10 protein-coding genes and 1 pseudogene are annotated in these 14730 nt (G+C 74.4%); 5 read left to right on the forward strand and 6 right to left on the reverse strand.

Translation table 11 applies throughout. The features are described 5' to 3' along the window. Positions 1-410 precede the first annotated feature (410 nt). Positions 411-932, forward strand: coding sequence for a peptidylprolyl isomerase (locus ACWDRR_RS26440; protein WP_449774720.1), 522 nt, complete (start codon positions 411-413; stop codon positions 930-932). 197 nt (positions 933-1129) lie between these two features. On the opposite strand, the gene ACWDRR_RS26445 is transcribed toward ACWDRR_RS26440, so the two are convergent. Next, a complete protein-coding gene (locus tag ACWDRR_RS26445; protein WP_449774721.1) occupies positions 1130-1669 on the reverse strand; it encodes a hypothetical protein in 540 nt (179 codons plus the stop codon). 253 nt (positions 1670-1922) lie between these two features. Between ACWDRR_RS26445 and ACWDRR_RS26450 the strand changes: the two genes are divergently transcribed. After that, positions 1923-2537, forward strand: a complete 615-nt coding sequence (locus ACWDRR_RS26450) for an AAA family ATPase (RefSeq protein WP_449774722.1) — start codon at positions 1923-1925, stop codon at positions 2535-2537. A 61-nt stretch (positions 2538-2598) separates the two neighbouring features. On the opposite strand, the gene ACWDRR_RS26455 is transcribed toward ACWDRR_RS26450, so the two are convergent. Further along, complete coding sequence (locus ACWDRR_RS26455) at positions 2599-3006, reverse strand: VOC family protein (protein ID WP_449774723.1); 408 nt, start codon at positions 3004-3006, stop codon at positions 2599-2601. 375 nt (positions 3007-3381) lie between these two features. On the opposite strand from ACWDRR_RS26455, the gene ACWDRR_RS26460 reads away from it, so the two are divergent. Then, positions 3382-6141, forward strand: coding sequence for a hypothetical protein (locus ACWDRR_RS26460; protein ID WP_449774724.1), 2760 nt, complete (start codon positions 3382-3384; stop codon positions 6139-6141). Between the two features lie 208 nt (positions 6142-6349). On the opposite strand, the pseudogene ACWDRR_RS26465 reads toward ACWDRR_RS26460, so the two are convergent. Continuing rightward, a pseudogene (locus ACWDRR_RS26465) lies at positions 6350-6409 on the reverse strand (hypothetical protein); the annotation flags it as partial. 268 nt (positions 6410-6677) lie between these two features. Here ACWDRR_RS26465 and ACWDRR_RS26470 point away from each other — a divergent pair. Continuing rightward, the gene (locus ACWDRR_RS26470) at positions 6678-7349 is read left to right on the forward strand and encodes an HD domain-containing protein (protein ID WP_449774725.1); all 672 of its coding nucleotides are present in this window, start codon (positions 6678-6680) and stop codon (positions 7347-7349) included. A gap of 156 nt (positions 7350-7505) precedes the next feature. Here the strand turns inward: ACWDRR_RS26470 and ACWDRR_RS26475 are convergent, their stop codons facing one another. Then, positions 7506-8327: a lipase family protein gene (locus tag ACWDRR_RS26475; RefSeq protein ID WP_449774726.1), complete on the reverse strand. Its 822-nt coding sequence runs from the start codon at positions 8325-8327 to the stop codon at positions 7506-7508. A gap of 491 nt (positions 8328-8818) precedes the next feature. Here ACWDRR_RS26475 and ACWDRR_RS26480 point away from each other — a divergent pair, with 491 nt between their 5' ends. Next, a complete protein-coding gene (locus ACWDRR_RS26480; protein WP_449774727.1) occupies positions 8819-9751 on the forward strand; it encodes a polyprenyl synthetase family protein in 933 nt (310 codons plus the stop codon). A 15-nt stretch (positions 9752-9766) separates the two neighbouring features. On the opposite strand, the gene ACWDRR_RS26485 is transcribed toward ACWDRR_RS26480, so the two are convergent. Both ACWDRR_RS26485 and ACWDRR_RS26490 read right to left on the reverse strand, forming a co-directional pair. Then, complete coding sequence (locus ACWDRR_RS26485) at positions 9767-11449, reverse strand: hydroxysqualene dehydroxylase (RefSeq protein ID WP_449774728.1); 1683 nt, start codon at positions 11447-11449, stop codon at positions 9767-9769. 254 nt (positions 11450-11703) lie between these two features. Beyond that, on the reverse strand, positions 11704-14655 hold the full coding sequence (locus tag ACWDRR_RS26490) for a tetratricopeptide repeat protein (RefSeq protein ID WP_449774729.1): 2952 nt from the start codon (positions 14653-14655) through the stop codon (positions 11704-11706). Between the last annotated feature and the right edge of the window lie 75 nt (positions 14656-14730).

Below are 14730 nucleotides of genomic sequence, written 5' to 3' on the forward strand. Positions count from 1 at the left end.
AGCGGGACCGGTGTCGGCGCCCGTGGGCGGATCGTTCTCGTTCACGATCCGCAGCATCTCCGACGAAGGCCGGTGTTGTTCCGTCACGCTCTGCGGGCAACGCCGGCAGAGCGCGGGCCCTTCCTGGTGGAACCAGCGGCACTGCGTACGGATCGGACATCGGGGCAGGCCGTCGACCAGCTCGTCCAGCAGCACGGCGCTGCGGGCGGGTCGCCGCGGAAGGTCATCAGCTGCATGAGCGCGGCCTCCAGCCGTGCAGCCATCGTGACGGCCCCGGGCCGGCTGGGCCGGCGGCTGTCGGACGGCCCGCTCGGGCGCGAGCGCCGTCCGGGGCGCGGGGCCCCGGGGCCGGAGTGTGCCGGGGAGGTGGCAGAGTTGCCCTGAACCGACACCGCACCGAGGGAGTTTTCATGGCCAAGGGGCTTTTCGCGACCCTGCACACCAACCGGGGCCCGATCCGGCTGGAGCTCTTCCAGTTCCATGCGCCGAAAACGGTGCGGAACTTCGTCGAGCTCGCCGAGGGGTCCCGTGAGTACACCGATCCGCGGACCGGGGAGCCCGGCAGTGGCCCGTACTACGACGGCACGGTCTTCCACCGCGTGATCTCCGGCTTCATGATCCAGGGCGGTGACCCCACGGCCACCGGTACCGGCGGCCCGGGCTACACCTTCGCGGACGAGTTCCACCCCGAGCTCTTCTTCACCAAGCCCTACCTGCTCGCCATGGCCAACGCCGGCCCGGGCACCAACGGTTCGCAGTTCTTCGTTACCGTCGGCACCCCGGCTCACCTGAACCGCCGGCACACGATCTTCGGCCAGGTCTCCGATGCCGCGTCGAAGGCCGTGGTCGACGCCATCGCCGGCGCGCCGACCGAGGACGAGCGACCGGTCGAGGATGTCGTGATCACCAAGGTCGAGATCGAGCGCGGCTGACGCCCGCCCGATCCGGCCTGCCACGGGAATCCGGGGCCGCCGGACGGCCGCGCCGCGGAGGTTCGTGCCCGCGTGCCGCCAGGCCAGCTCGACGGGGTCGAGCGGTCTGCCCGGTGCCGGGCGCCCTCCGCCGGACGCCCGCACCCCCGCGGGGCCGGGGGAACCGGCCGCCGCGGGGGGTGCGGGGCGCAGGTGCGTCAGTCGACCAGGTCGACCGGGCGGTGGGCGTGGTGGCCGTCGCCGGAGTTCAGGCCGTAGCTGTGCGTGGTGTGGCGGGTGCCCACCTTGCCGGCCTGCTCATAGGAGCGGTAGGAGTTGTGCTTGCCGTCCACCCAGCCGTCGAAGCTGACGACGTGCCGGTGGTCGGGGTCGTTGCTGTTGGCCTTGATGACGAGGTCGCCCTGGCGCAGCTCGGATATCGCGATGGCCTTGGTCCAGCCGTCGTTCCTCAACGACACCGTGTTCGGGCCGGACTTGGGGAGCTTGAGGGTTATCGAGGCGTAGCCGGAGCAGTCCTGACGGTAGCCGTCCTTCCAGTTCTTCTTCTGGCTGTAGGGCACGGACGTGCCCGCGTTGTCGGCGAGCCAGATCTTGGCCCGCCGGATCTCCTCGGCGGCGGCCACCGCGGCCGCGTCGCCGGCCCGGTCGGTGACTGCGGCGGTCGGCGGGGAGCCGGCCGGCAGCGCGGCGCCGGACCGCTGCGGCGCGGTGTCGGGCGGCTGACGGTGCCTGCGCATTCGTCGGCGAGAACGGCGACCGGACAGCCGGTCATGGCGTCCGCCCTCGATGAGCGTTGTGCCCGGTCGAGGTTGTTCGGTCGTGTCCGCCCCGGGGCGGGGCGGGGCGGGGGCGTGGCCGTGGCGCGATGAAGCAGCGCCACGGCCACCCGCCGTGACTGCGCGTGATCACCGGAGCCCGCCCCGGTTTCCCGATCCGGGCCGGCGCCGAATTCGGGAGCGGTCTGCCGGTCGAACGTGACACGGTGGCCGTATGAACCCGCCGACCTTCGAGCAGACCGCTCCCGCGCGCGGTCAGGTGATCATCCTGACGGGGCCGCCCGGAGCCGGGAAGAGCACCGTGGCGGCGCTCCTCGCCGATCGCCTGACACCCAGCGTGCACCTGCACAGTGACGACTTCTGGAGCTTCATCAAGCAGGGCGCGATCCCGCCGTACCTGCCCGAGGCCCACCGCCAGAACCAGGTGGTGCTGCGGGTACTGGTGTCGGCGGCGTTCGGCTATGCCGGCGGCGGCTACCAGGTGGTCTACGACGGCGTCGTCGGCCCCTGGTTCATCGACCTCTTCCGCGCGGCGGCGAAGGAGCACGCCGTGGCGCTGAGCTACGTCATCCTCCGTCCGGACCGGCAGACGACGCTGGAACGGGCAACCGGCCGCACCGGCGACGCGCTCACCGACCCCGAACCGATCCGGGCCCTGCACGCCCAGTTCAGCGACCTGGGCGCCTACGAGGCCAACGTCCTCGACTCCGGCGACCTGACCGCGGAGGCGACGGCCGAGCGCATCCTGGCGGGCCTCGCGCGGGGCAGCCACCTCCTCGACCCCGACGGCGGCGCCATCGACGCGGCGGACCCGGGCCACCACGCTTGACCACCGGTCGGCCGAACGGCCGGTGAGCCTGTCCGGTGCCTGCCGGGCGGCCGCGGCGTCCTCAGCGGGCGAACTTCTCGATCGCGGCGGGCGTGACGGGGGTGAAGAAGTTGACGAGGTTGCCGTCGGGGTCGCGGAACAGCAGCGCGCGGTTGCCCCAGGGCATCGTGGTGGGCTCGTTGACGAAGTCCTCCACGAAGCCGGTCAGGTTCCGGTACACGCTGTCGACGTCGTCGACGAGGAACTCGAGGATGACGCTGTGGTTGTCGGCCGGGCGGGCGGAGCCGGCGGAGCCCGGCGCGAACAGCGGGACGGTCCGGGTGCTGCCGATCGCGAGGGTGGCCGACGTGGTCCTGAGCTCGGCGAAGTCCTCGTTCGACCAGGCGGCGGCCACTCCGGTGGCGCGCTCGTAGAAGGTGACGAGGCGGGCGACGTCGCTCGTGATGACGCGGACAGAGACGAAGTTCACGGGGTTCTCCTGGTCGGTCGGTGCTTCTGACCGCACGCTACGGCGAATACCGGGCAGAACCCGCCCGGTATCTTCGGGAGACTTCGGAGCATGCCCCGGCCCGTCGCCCGCGTGCCCGCCCTGCCGGAACTCCCGCAGTCGAACGCCCGGACGAGCTCCGCGGCCTCGTCGAAGCCCTCGCCGAACGGCTCACGACCTCCGCCCGGCGGAGGACGCCGTACGCATGACGAACCGGCCGGCCCTGCACCGCCCGGAGGCGGGGCCCGGGCGACGCCGGTGCGGCGGGCCCGCCGACCGGGCCCCGGAGCCCTCCCGCACGGCTGTCGGTGGTGCGCGCTAGGTTCGTGATCATCAGCCGGACCGAGTGGGGGCGTCATGACCGACCGTACGAGCGAGACGATCAGCTGGGACGAGGCGCGCGCGCTCATCGCCGCCCGGATCCCGCAAGGGGTGATCGACCGCCTGCGCCCCGTGCCCGCCGCCGAGCTGCGCCACCTGCGCACCCCGCTGCGCAAGCTCCGCGCCGAGCTGCTGCGCGAGCTCTCCTCGGGCGACGCCCACCGGTCCCTCGCCGCGTACGACCAGCTGGGCGCCCTGCAGTTCGCCGGGATCCTCTCCGCCGCCACCCCGGCCGAGGCCCTGGACTGGCTGACCGCCCGGCGCCTCCTGCGCATCACCTGGCCGCGGGCCGGCGGCGGCTCCACCAACGCCGACCCTCACACCCTCCTGCTGGCCCTGATCCCACCACACCGTGACGCGGCGTTCCACCGCGAACTCGCGGCCCGGCTCGCCGAATGGCTGCCCGCACGGGGCGACGGCCCCCGCTGGCTCATCACCCACGGCCTCGCCGTCTGGTCCGGCGCCGAACTCCCCACCACCGACGGCTACATGATCGGCTGGGTGCGCGAGGGCGGACTGATCCACCACCACCACCGGGAGATCGGTGAGTGGTTCGCCGACCAGGGTCTGCGCGAGCCGGTGCCGCGGCACCACGCGCTGCTCTCCTGGCTGCGCCCACAACCCCGGATCGCCGAGTTCGTCCGCCGGCTCTTCGAAGTCCCGGACGTCGGAGCGGAGTTCGCCCACGAGTACGGCGGACCGGAGAACCAGTGGCCCCAGGTGCTCACCACCCTGGCGGGTGAGGGCCTGCTCGACCGCGCCGAACTGATCGACCGCTGCCTCGGCCGCCTGTTGCGCGGCGACCGGCCCGGGAACCTGCGCGGATTCCTCCGGCTGTACACGGCACTGGCCCCCGATGCCGAGGAGGTCCTCGCCCGGGCCCACGACCACGTCCGACTGGCCGTCGACGGTGCGCCGGGCGCCGCCAGGATCTCCCAGGCGGCGCTGCGCTCCGTGGACGCGCGGCTGCCGGCCGAACTGTTCGCCGAACTGACGGCCGGGGTGCTGGCCCGCCCGGAGAAGACCCTCGCCACCGTCCAGCTCAGCTGGGTCGACGCCGCGCTGCGCCGCGACCCGGCCGGATCCGACGGCCTGCTGCCCGCCGTCGCCGAGGCCTTCGCCCACCCGGCTCCCGCGATCCAGGAACAGGCCCTGCGACTCGTCGCCCGCTGTCTGCCCCGCACCGCCCCCGCCACCGCTGAGGCCGTGCGCGCCGCCGCCGCCGTCCTCAGCCCCGCCCTCCAGGCCGACGCCCACCGCCTGCTGGCCATCCCGACCCCGACCGCGGCCCCGACCCCGGCTGCCGAGCGGTCGGAGGACGCGCCCGCCGCGCCGGTACCCGCAGGGCCTGTCGCGCTGCCGGCCGCACCCGCCGGACCGTTCGATCTCGCCGAGCGGCTGGGTGCCGTGATGGCCGCCGGGGTGCCCGACCCCGCCGAGTTCGAGACGGTGTTCGCCGCCCTCGTCATCGAGCACCACCGTGACGCGGCCGCCCTTCGGACGGCGCTCGCCCCGCTCGCCGCACGGCGCCACGCGAACCCGGCCTCGTTCCGGGACTTCCGCAGCATCGGAGGAGCACTCGGCTGCCTGCTCGACGCCCTGACCGGACGAACGCACGAGTCCGGCCGGCACACGAGCACGCTGCTCGGCCTCCCCGCCCACCTGGGCACCCCCGCGATGATCCCGTCACTGCGCGTTCACGAGGCGGCGTGCGGGATCACCGACGCGCCGGTGCCGCTCCTGCTCGCCACGCCCACGGGCGGCGACGGCGAGATCGATCCGGCCGCGCTCGTCGAGCGGCTCACGGCGTACCGGACCGCCGGTGCCCGCCCCTGGCCCGGGGACCTGGCCCAAGCCCTGCTCCGGGTGGCCCCGCACGCGCTGCCGGCCGTCCGCGCCGCTGCCGCCGAGCTCGGCTGCGACCTGCCTCCCGACACGGCACCGCCCACACCCAGCCGGTTCCACATCCAGCCCCTGGAGCTGCCCGAGCGGGAGGGCGTCTCGGGCCGGGCCCTCCCCACCGTCCCGCGCATCGCGCCACTCGCGGTCACCGGAGCCGCGCCGGTGCCCGAGGGCATCATCGGCCTCCTCCACCGCCTCCCCGACCCCACCGAGACCGCCCGGTTCATGGGCGTGCCGGGGATCCCGCCCGCCGAGCTCGCCCAGCTGACCTGGCTGGCGCCCTGGCACCCGGACGCCGTCGCCGCGCACGGCCTCCCCGTCGCGGTGGAACAGGCGGGCGCAGCCGCTCCGCGGGGAGCCAACCCCCTGCTGGCCCGGCTCGTGGCGGCTCCCGGCGACTTCGGACCGGTGAGCCACCTCCTGCTCGCCTACGGGCTGAGCGCCAACCGGGCGGAGAACCGCACCGCCGCGCTGAACTTCCTGCTGACGGCGACCGCACGCGGCCGGCTCCGGCCGGATGTGCTCGGTGAATGGCTCGCGGCGCTCTGGCGGCTGTCCGTGGCCAAGCCGAACCGGATCCTGGGCGTCCTGGCGGACGCCGCGCGCAGCGGAGCGGGCCGGACGGTGTGGGCCGTCCTCGCGGCCGTGATCACCGAGCTCGCCGCCGAGCCCGGCAGGCGCGGGCTGGCCGACGCCCTCGTACTCGCCGCCGAGTGCGCGGCCGCCGAGGGCATCCGCACCACCGTCCCGGCCCTCGACGCCCTGGCCGCACCGGCCGCACCCCCGCGCGTCCGGGCGGAAGCGGCCCGCCTGGCCGGGATCCTGACGACCTGACCGGGCAGAACGCCCCACGATGCGCCATGGGGGAGCCACCGCCGGGTCCGTCGCCGCCCTCCGGACGCACCTCGACGTCGACGTGCACCCTCCGAGGACGGCGACGGCTGCCGGTTCGGCAGTGCCCTGCGCATCGAGAGCCGGGGACGGCCATGTCGGCGTGGAACCCGACCGGACCCGTGCGCGCGTGGAGCACCAGGTGCGGCAGTGCGATGTCGCTGTAGCCGAGGATCGGCTTGGGGTCGGCCCGGATCGCCTCGACGTCCATTCAGGTCGGGGTGGCCGAGCGCCGTCCGGCCGCCGTCACTCGCGACGGCGGCGCGCACCTCGGGATCGCGCGACAGTGCGGCACCGGTCATGGCGTCATGTCGCCGGTTCCGTCGGTACGGTCACGCGACTTCCGCCGGTCGTCCGCCCCGGCGCGGGCCCTTCACTAGTCTGTACGACGTGATCACCACGGAATGCCCGGAGCCCGCCGGGGCGCGGAAGTGGCTCCTCCGCCGGCCGCTCCTCGGCTTGCCGCTGCGAAGCACCTCGTGAACGACGGCTACGGCGAACTGGCCCTTCCCTCGACCGCGCTCGCGTCGGACACGATCCGCTACGCGCAGGCCCTGCTCCCGGCCGCGCTCTTCCATCACAGCCTGCGTACCTACCTCTACGGGCGCCTTCTCGGTGAGCGGCGTGGTCTGCGACCGGACCGCGACTACGACGACGAACTGCTCTTCCTGGGATGCGCCCTGCACGACAGCGGGCTCAGTGCCGAGGGCAACGGTGACCAGCGGTTCGAGCTGGACGGCGCCGACTTGGCGGTCCGCTTCCTGACCGACCGGGGCGTGCCGCCGGACCGCACGGACGTCGTGTGGGATGCGATCGCGCTGCACACGGACCGTGAGATCGCCCTGCGAAAGCGGCCGGAGATCGCGTTGGTCGCCCTCGGCGCGGGCTTCGATCTCGGCGGCGGCCCGACGGAACTCCCGGACGGCTACGCGGACCGCGTCCACCGGCTGCTGCCCCGCCTGTCCACGGCGGCGGTCCTCCACGACAGCATCGTCGGACAGGCCCTGGCCAAGCCGCACAAGGCACCGCCCTTCACCCTGCCGGGCGAGCTTCTTCGTCAGGCGACCGGCCGGACCTGGCCGACGTGGGGACAGCTCGCACGATCCTCGGGCTGGCACGACTACGAGGATGATCCTCCGAACTCGCCCTGAGACGGCCCCTCGTACGGTCACGGCGATGGTGTCCGGCATCCCTTCCCTCAGCTGCGCTCGGCCCGAACCGCTGATTCACGGGTCTAAGCAGGCATGGCGTCGCAGCCGTCGTGGGCGACGGCGGGGCGGGCGGGCCCGTCGGGCACTTGGGCCTGATCAGGCGAGGTTCTTCTCCAGGGCGGCGAGGTAGTTGCGCATGAAGTGGTCGCGGATGCCCTCGCCGGTGGGGGAGAACACGGCGTTCGTCAGCCCCTCGGCCCGCCGGGTCAGGCCGGTGACCAGGCCGGCGCCCTCCTGGATGCGGCTGGCGGCGTCGATCCGGCGCAGCGCGTCGACGTGGGTGAAGGCCGGCTCGGGCGGCAGCTGGGGCACGATGTCGTTGTTGTTGACGAACCGGTACATGCGGTTGGCGAAGCCCTTGTTGTAGGCGGCGGCGAGCAGACGGTCGCAGGTACGGGGCTGGCCGAAGGTGACGACGCCGTCGGCCCGCAGGCGCGGGTCCTCCAGGTAGAGGCGGGCGGCGGCGAGCATGGCCAGGGCGCCGCCGAGGCTGTGCCCGGTGAACCAGAGGGTCTGCCCGTCGGTGCGCAGTTCGGCGATCGTCTTCTGGGCGGCGGGGAAGACGGACTCGAGGGCCTCCGCGAATCCGTGGTGCACGTAGCCGGTGCGGGCGGGGCCGGGCCAGGGCGGGGTGGTGCCGTCGGTGAGCCAGTCGCGGATCTGCGCGGGTTCCGTGCCGCGGAAGGCGGTGACGATCATGTGCTCGCCGGCCATGGTGAAGGCCTGGGTGTCCTGGAGCGGGAAGGGCGGGGTGAACGTCGTCTCGTGGTGGCGCACGGTGTCGAAGCCCCAGGCGCGGGCCTGCTCCTCGATCTCGGGTTCGCTCTTGTAGGCGAGGTCGGAGGCCCTGGCCATCCAGTAGGCGTGCGTGAGGCTGTAGTCGGTGGTGGTCTGGTCGAACGTGGTGGGTACGGCCACGGCGGGACTGCCTTCCGGTGGGGTGTCGGCGGCCGGCCTGGCCGGCGACGGGGCTGCGTGCCCCTCGTTCGTAGCGGAACCACTCGGCCCTGTCCGCGCGACAGAGCCGGGGTGTCACCCGAACGGACCGCGAGCCGAGGACGGGCCGGCGGGCCCGGCGCGGCGGGATCCGGGTCCGTGAACTCCGGGCCCGCGAAGCCCGCACCGTCCGCGCCCGTCGATCTCGACCGTCCGCCGGTGCCCGCCCGGGCGGGGCGGCCGGAGGCCGCTGCTGACGACGCCGGCCCCGGTGTGCTTGGGTGGGACTCCTGTCGCGCCTTCCCGGGCGGAGGGGGCGGGCGGATCTGTCGGCGTGCGGTCGAGGGTTGGGGCGTGGGGTGGGGCGGGTTGCCGCGGGTGGGCGTGCTGAGGCGACTCTCGCCTGGGCGTCCCGGATGTGTGAACCGCGGTTGCGGTCGTGGGTGGGGGCGCTGGGCGGGGACGCGAGTGAGGTGGCGGCCTACCAGCTGGGCTGGTCCGGAGAGTCCGGGCCCGGTCTTCACGGCGGCAAGTTCGTCCGGGCCGCCCTGACCCTGCTGTCGGCGCGAGCGGCCGGGGGAGAGGCCGCGGCGGCCGTGCCGGCGGCCGCGGCGATGGAGATGGTCCACAACCTGTCGCTGCTGTACGACGACGTGCTGGACGGCGACACGGTGCGCCGTCACCGCGCCGCTGCCTGGCAGGTGTTCGGGACGGCGTCGGCCACGCGCTCGGCCGACGCCTTGCTGGTGGTCGCGTTCGAGGTACTGGCCGGCGCCGAGGCGTCCGAACCGGTCGCCGGGGAGGCCTCGGCCGCGCTGATCGACACGCTCGTGCAGCTCGCGGTCGGTGAGGGCCTGGACGTGCTGTTCGAGCAGCGGCAGCGGGTGGAGCCGGCCGAGTGCCTGGAGATGGTCTCGGGGAAGACCGCCGCCCTGTTCGGCTGCTCCTGCCGGCTCGGCGCCCTGTACGCGGGGGCGGACCCCGGGACCGTCACGGGGTTCGCGGCTTTCGGGCACGACGTGGGCATGGCCTTCCAGCTGGTGGACGACCTGCTGGCGGTCTGGGGCGACCCGGCCGTCACCGGCAAGCCGGTCCACCGGGACCTGCTGCGACGCAAGATGTCCGTCCCGGTGGTGGCGGCACTCGCCTCCGACACCCCGGCCGGGCGCGAGCTGGCCCGCCGCTACCGCCGGCCCCCGGGCCCCGACCCGGTGGCCGAGGGCGCCGAGCTGGCCGAGCTGGTGGAGCGGGCCGGGGGCCGGCGGTGGACCCTCGACCGGGCCGCCCGGCACGCCGAGGCGGCCCGGGAGTGGCTGGCCGAACTCACCCGCCGGGGCACGGGCGAGCCCGCCGCGCTGGAGGATCTGGCGGCCCTGTGCGAGTTGGTGGTCGGCCGGGCGCGGTGACACCCGCCCGGCCCGCTACCCGACGGCCCAGGGCGCCGGGGTGTCCAGGATGTGCGGGCGGCCCTGCCGGTACAGCTCCCCGTCCACCTCCTTCAGACGGCGCAACTCCGGCGGCTCGTACAGGTCGTGGACCTCGGGCGCGGGCGCCGGGTGCGCGCCGGCCTTGAGCAGGGCGCCCACGGCGGTCCGGGCGCTCTGGTTGGCACCCTCCATGGTGGCCAGGTTCACCGGGCAGCGCACGAAGTCGCCGGCCATGAACAGGTTCTCGGCCGCGGTCTCCGCGTGGGGGCGCCGCGCCCAGGAGCCGGTGGTGTTGATCAGCAGGGGTTCGTCGTTGGCGGCGCGGCCGGTCCCGTCCAGGCCGGTGACGGCCGGGTCCAGATGCCAGGAGTGCAGCAGCCCGTCGTGCAACCGTTGCCCGGCCGCACCGTTGAGGCCGTCGCACAGCTGGGCCCACACCTCGGCCGCGACCTCGGCCCGGGTGCAGTCACGGGCCGGCTTGCCGTGCACGATGCCCGGGGTGTCCCACGCGGAGATGTCCACCGACAGGCAGTCCGCCACCCGACCGTCCCCGTAGGTGGTGCGGAAGTCCGCGTCCCAGAACTGCGCCTGGCTGATCGAGGTCAGCGCCCACGGCGAGTCCAGGTGGACGACGTGGCCGTGGGTGATCGGCACGGGCTCGGTCAGATAGAACTGGATCCCCGTCATCCAGTCCGTCTGCAGCTCCGTGACGCTCGTCAGCCCGGGGTCCGCCTCGGCCAGGCCCCGCTCCAGCAGGCCGCCGATCCGGTCGACCGGGACGGCGCACACGAACCAGTCCGCCGCCAGGTCCCTCCTCCGCCCGCCCGGACCCAGCAGCTCCGCCCGCTCCACCCGGCGGCCCCGCACCCGCAGCCGATCCACCCGCCAGCCCAGCTCCAGGCGCACCCCGAGCCGCCGCAGATGGGCCACCCACGGGTCGATCCACGCGGTGCTGGTCGGCGCGTTCAACACCCGGTCCGCCGCCGCGGCGTCGCCCCGCCCCAGGAACCCGTACCCGAACGCCTCCAGGAACCCGCCCACCGTGTGCGCGCTGCTCACCTCGGCCCGCGCCGCCACCACCGTGCGCGTCGCACCGACCACGCACACCTTCCGGTACTCCTCCGAGGCCCCCTCGGCGGCGGTGAAGTCCCACCAGGACGTCGCCTCCCACTGCCCCAGCCGCCGCTCCCGGCTGCTGGTCATGTAGACCATCATGCGGTTGGCGAAGTACAGCAGCTCCGGGCCGAGCTCCCGGTCGTCGGGAGCGATCCCCCAGGCCCGGAGGATCTGCAGCGGGGTCCGCGGCCCGGCCGTGGACGACACGTCGGACACGACCTCGCCCAGCCGGCCCGAACGGGCCGACAGCATCTGCGGCGCCTCCCGCAGGTTCCCCTCCACCCCCGAGCGCGAGCCCGCCACCGGGATCCGCCGCAGGGTGTCCGGCAGGCTGCGGTAGAAACCGGGGAAGAACCGGAAGCCGTGCTCCGACGGCAGATCGAGCCGCCCGCCCGTCCCCGTCCCCGGCACCGAGGCGCTGCGCGCCTTCCCGCCCCAGCCCTTGGGCTCGACCACCGTCACGTCGAAGCCCCGCTCGGCCAGCTCCATCGCGGCGGTCAACCCGGCGACACCCCCGCCCAGCACCGCCACCCTGCCGGCCGTCCCACCCGCGCCCACCATCGCCCGCCCCGCCCCGTCCCTCGTGCCGTTGACCCGTGCCGCACAGGCCGCCGCCGGTGCCCGGACGGCGTGGCGCCGGTGCGGGCCCGCCGCCCACGCTAGGAGGGTGGGTCGGCACGGGGCAACCGGCCGGGTGATCGTGACCGGTCCGCGGCCGAACCCGAACCGGCCGAACGGCACCGGCCGAACCGAACCGGCCGAACAGCACCGGCCTAACCGCGCCGGCCGAACCGAACCGGCCGAACGGCACCGGCCTAACCGCGCCGGTCCCCCCGAGGCCGGCGCCACCAGCGACCGGGCCGCGTCCGCCGCGCATCGCCGTCGTCGGCCGTCGGCTTCGCCGCGCCCGCCCGCTGCCGGCTCCCGGCGTACAGGAGGTTCCTCATCGCCCCGTCCTCCTGGGCCGCGCAGTCCAGCTCGCGGAAGAGCAGGACGGCCTTCCCGGACGCGTCCACGGCCTCGTCGTACCGGCCCAGTTCCGTCAGAGCGACACCGAGGTTGACGTAGGCCGCGGCGGTGCCGTACCGGTCGCCGGTCTCCTCGAAGATCTCGGCCGCCCGGCCACCGAACCGCGCCGCCTCCTCGAACCTGCCCATCTCCTGCAACGCCGCCGCGCTCTTCTCCGCCGCCTCGGCCTCCCCGTGCCGGTCGCCGACCTCCCGGTAGACGGCCGAGGCAGCGGCGTGGGCCGCGAGGGCCTGCTCGTGCTGGCCCATCTCACGGCGGCACACACCGACGTTGTTGAGCACGTCCGCCTCGGACTTGCGGTCCCGGCTCTGCCGGAAGAGCGCGACGGCCCGGTCGTGCGCCGCCAGCGCCTGCTCGAACTCCGCCGACCTGCGCAGGGCGCAGCCCAGGAGGTTCTGCGCGACGCCCTCGCCGTACGGGTCGCCGCACGCGCGGAGGATCTCGGTGGCCCGCCGGTGCTCCTCGGCCGCCTCGCGGGGACGGTCGGAGGCGGCCAGGGCCATGCCGAGGTTGACCCGGGCCAGGCCGGTGCCCTGGTGGTCCTGGGTGTCACCGAAGGCCTCGACGGCCGCGGTGTGTGCCTCGATGGCGTCGTCGAGCCGGCCGACCCGCTGGAGGCAGAGGCCGAGGCTGTTGCGGGCGATCGCCTCGTGGTGGCGGTCCCCGACCGTGCGGACGAGCTCGGCGGCCCTGGTGTGGGCCTCGGTGGCCTCCTCGATCCGCCACATCTCGAACAGCGTGTTCCCGAGGTCGGTGAGGGCGACCGCCTCACCGTGGTGGTCCTCGTCCCGACGTCCGATCTCGGCGGCCCGGCGGAAGAGCCCGACGGCCTCGTCGAACTCGCGCTTGCCGGCCAGCGCCCGGCCGCGGGAGACGAGCACATGGGCGTCCCCGTCACGGCGCTCCTCCGGAGTCCCGTCCGCGGCCTCGGCGAGGTCGCCGAGAGCCTCGTCGAACTCCCGCAGGTGCGACAGGACGGTGGCGCGGTTGGTGAGCGCGGCGCTGCGCCCGTCGCTGTTCCCGAGTTTGCGGTACAGCTCGGCGACCTCCGCGTAGAGCCGGGCCGCCAGGTCCGAACGGCCGATCTGGTGCCAGACCCCCGCGCTGTTGCCGGCGGCGTCGGCCAGCCCCTCCCAGTCGTCCGCCTCCTGGTAGAGGTCGATGGCGGCCTGGTGCGCGCCGAGCGCCTCGCCGAAGCGTCGAGCCGTGGACAGGGCCGCGCCGTGGTTGTTCAGGGCGGCGGCCGTGGCGTCGTCGTCGCCGCTCAGCCGGCACAGTGCCACGGCCGTCGTGCTGACCTCGATCCAGTCGTCCAGGTGGCGACGGAGCCCGAGGTACCGGGTGAGTACGAAGGCGAGCCGGACGCTGACGTCGGGCCGTCGCAGGGTGTGCGCGACCGTCACCGTCCCGACCAGGTTGGCCCGCTCCGTCTCCAACCAGGCCAGGGCCGCCGCGCGGTCGGCGAAGCGGCCGGAGCTCCCGTCGGGCCCCAGGAGCGTGTCGGCCGCCTCGGCGGTCCGCAGGTAGTGCTCGAAGAGCCGGGCGACGGCCTCCAGGGGTCTGTCCTGCTCGACCCGCGCGTTGCCCTTCTCGTGCGCGAACAGCCGCACCAGGTCGTGCTGGCGCCAGCGGTCGTAGGAGGCGCCGTGCCCGACGAGGTGCGCCCGGGCCAGGTCGCCCAGGAGGTCCTGGACGTCGTGCAGGTCCTCGTCGAGCAATCGGGCGGCGGCCTCGGTGGACACGTCGGGCCCGGGCACCAGGGAGAGGAACAGGAACAGCCGCGCCTGCTGCGGGGGCAGCGCCCGGTAGGAGAGTTCGAAGGCGGCCCGTACCGCCTTGTCGCTGCGCCGGCTCAACCGCTCCAGCCGGCGCTGGGAGTCCTCCAGCGCCTCACGCAGATTGGCCAGGGGGCGGGCGGGGTCCTCGGTGAGCAGCGCGGTGGCGATCCACAGCGCGAGCGGCAGCCCGGCGCACAGCTCGGCGAGCCGGACGGCCTCGGCGGGCTCCGCGGCCACCCGTTCGTCGCCCGGCCGCGCCGTGTCGAGCACGCGGCGGATGAACTCGACACCGGCGTCCGGGTCGAGGACCTCCAGGTCGTACAGGCGTTCGCCGAGGTGGAAGGTGAGGGTCTGCCGGGAGGTGATCAGCACCGGAGTGCCGCCGTCGGAGGGCAGCAGCGGGCGGACCTGTTCGGTCGCGGCGGCGTTGTCCAGGACGAGGAGGACGCGACGGCCGTGCTCCGCATAGCCGTTGAGGACCGTGCGCAGCAGGGCGCTGCGGCTCTCCTGGTCCTCCGGGATGTGCTCGAGCGGGACGGCCAGGTGGCGCAGCAGCGTGTCCAGGGCCTGCTCCGGTGACCGGTGGTGCTCGTCGTCGTGGACCGAGAGGTCCAGGTAGAGCACCCCGCCGGGGAACCAGCCGGGTTCGGCCACGGCCCGGTGGGCGATCTGCAGGGCGAGCTCGGTCTTCCCGATCCCGCCGAGGCCGGTCAGCACGGTGATGGCCCCGCCCGCGCCGGTGCGCCCGGGTGCGAGGCGTCGGTGGACCTCCTGCGCCGTCGTGTCGCGCCCGACGAAGGTCGCACCGGCCGGTGGCAGCCCGTCGTTGACGGGGGTGACCGTCGGCGGCAACCGCAGCTCCACGTGATGGCCCTGGATCACCGTCCCCAGGATGAACCCGCCGTTGATGGTGTTGTGTACCGACCCGTTGTCCACCCGCTGCCCCCGTCCCGCCGCCACGGCGACACTGTAGGCCCAACCGGCAGTGCTCCGGGGCGACTTCGCCGCATCGGCGGGTGGACCGGTCGGGGCGTG

Source organism: Kitasatospora sp. NPDC003701 (genome assembly GCF_053587085.1).

What these genes read in the sequence shown, in the direction of transcription:
- ACWDRR_RS26440 (WP_449774720.1), top strand. Translation starts at nt 411, where the DNA reads ATGGCCAAGGGGCTTTTCGCGACCCTGCACACCAACCGGGGCCCGATC.
- ACWDRR_RS26445 (WP_449774721.1), bottom strand. Translation starts at nt 1,669, where the DNA reads ATGCGCAGGCACCGTCAGCCGCCCGACACCGCGCCGCAGCGGTCCGGC.
- ACWDRR_RS26450 (WP_449774722.1), top strand. Translation starts at nt 1,923, where the DNA reads ATGAACCCGCCGACCTTCGAGCAGACCGCTCCCGCGCGCGGTCAGGTG.
- ACWDRR_RS26460 (WP_449774724.1), top strand. Translation starts at nt 3,382, where the DNA reads ATGACCGACCGTACGAGCGAGACGATCAGCTGGGACGAGGCGCGCGCG.
- ACWDRR_RS26485 (WP_449774728.1), bottom strand. Translation starts at nt 11,449, where the DNA reads ATGGTGGGCGCGGGTGGGACGGCCGGCAGGGTGGCGGTGCTGGGCGGG.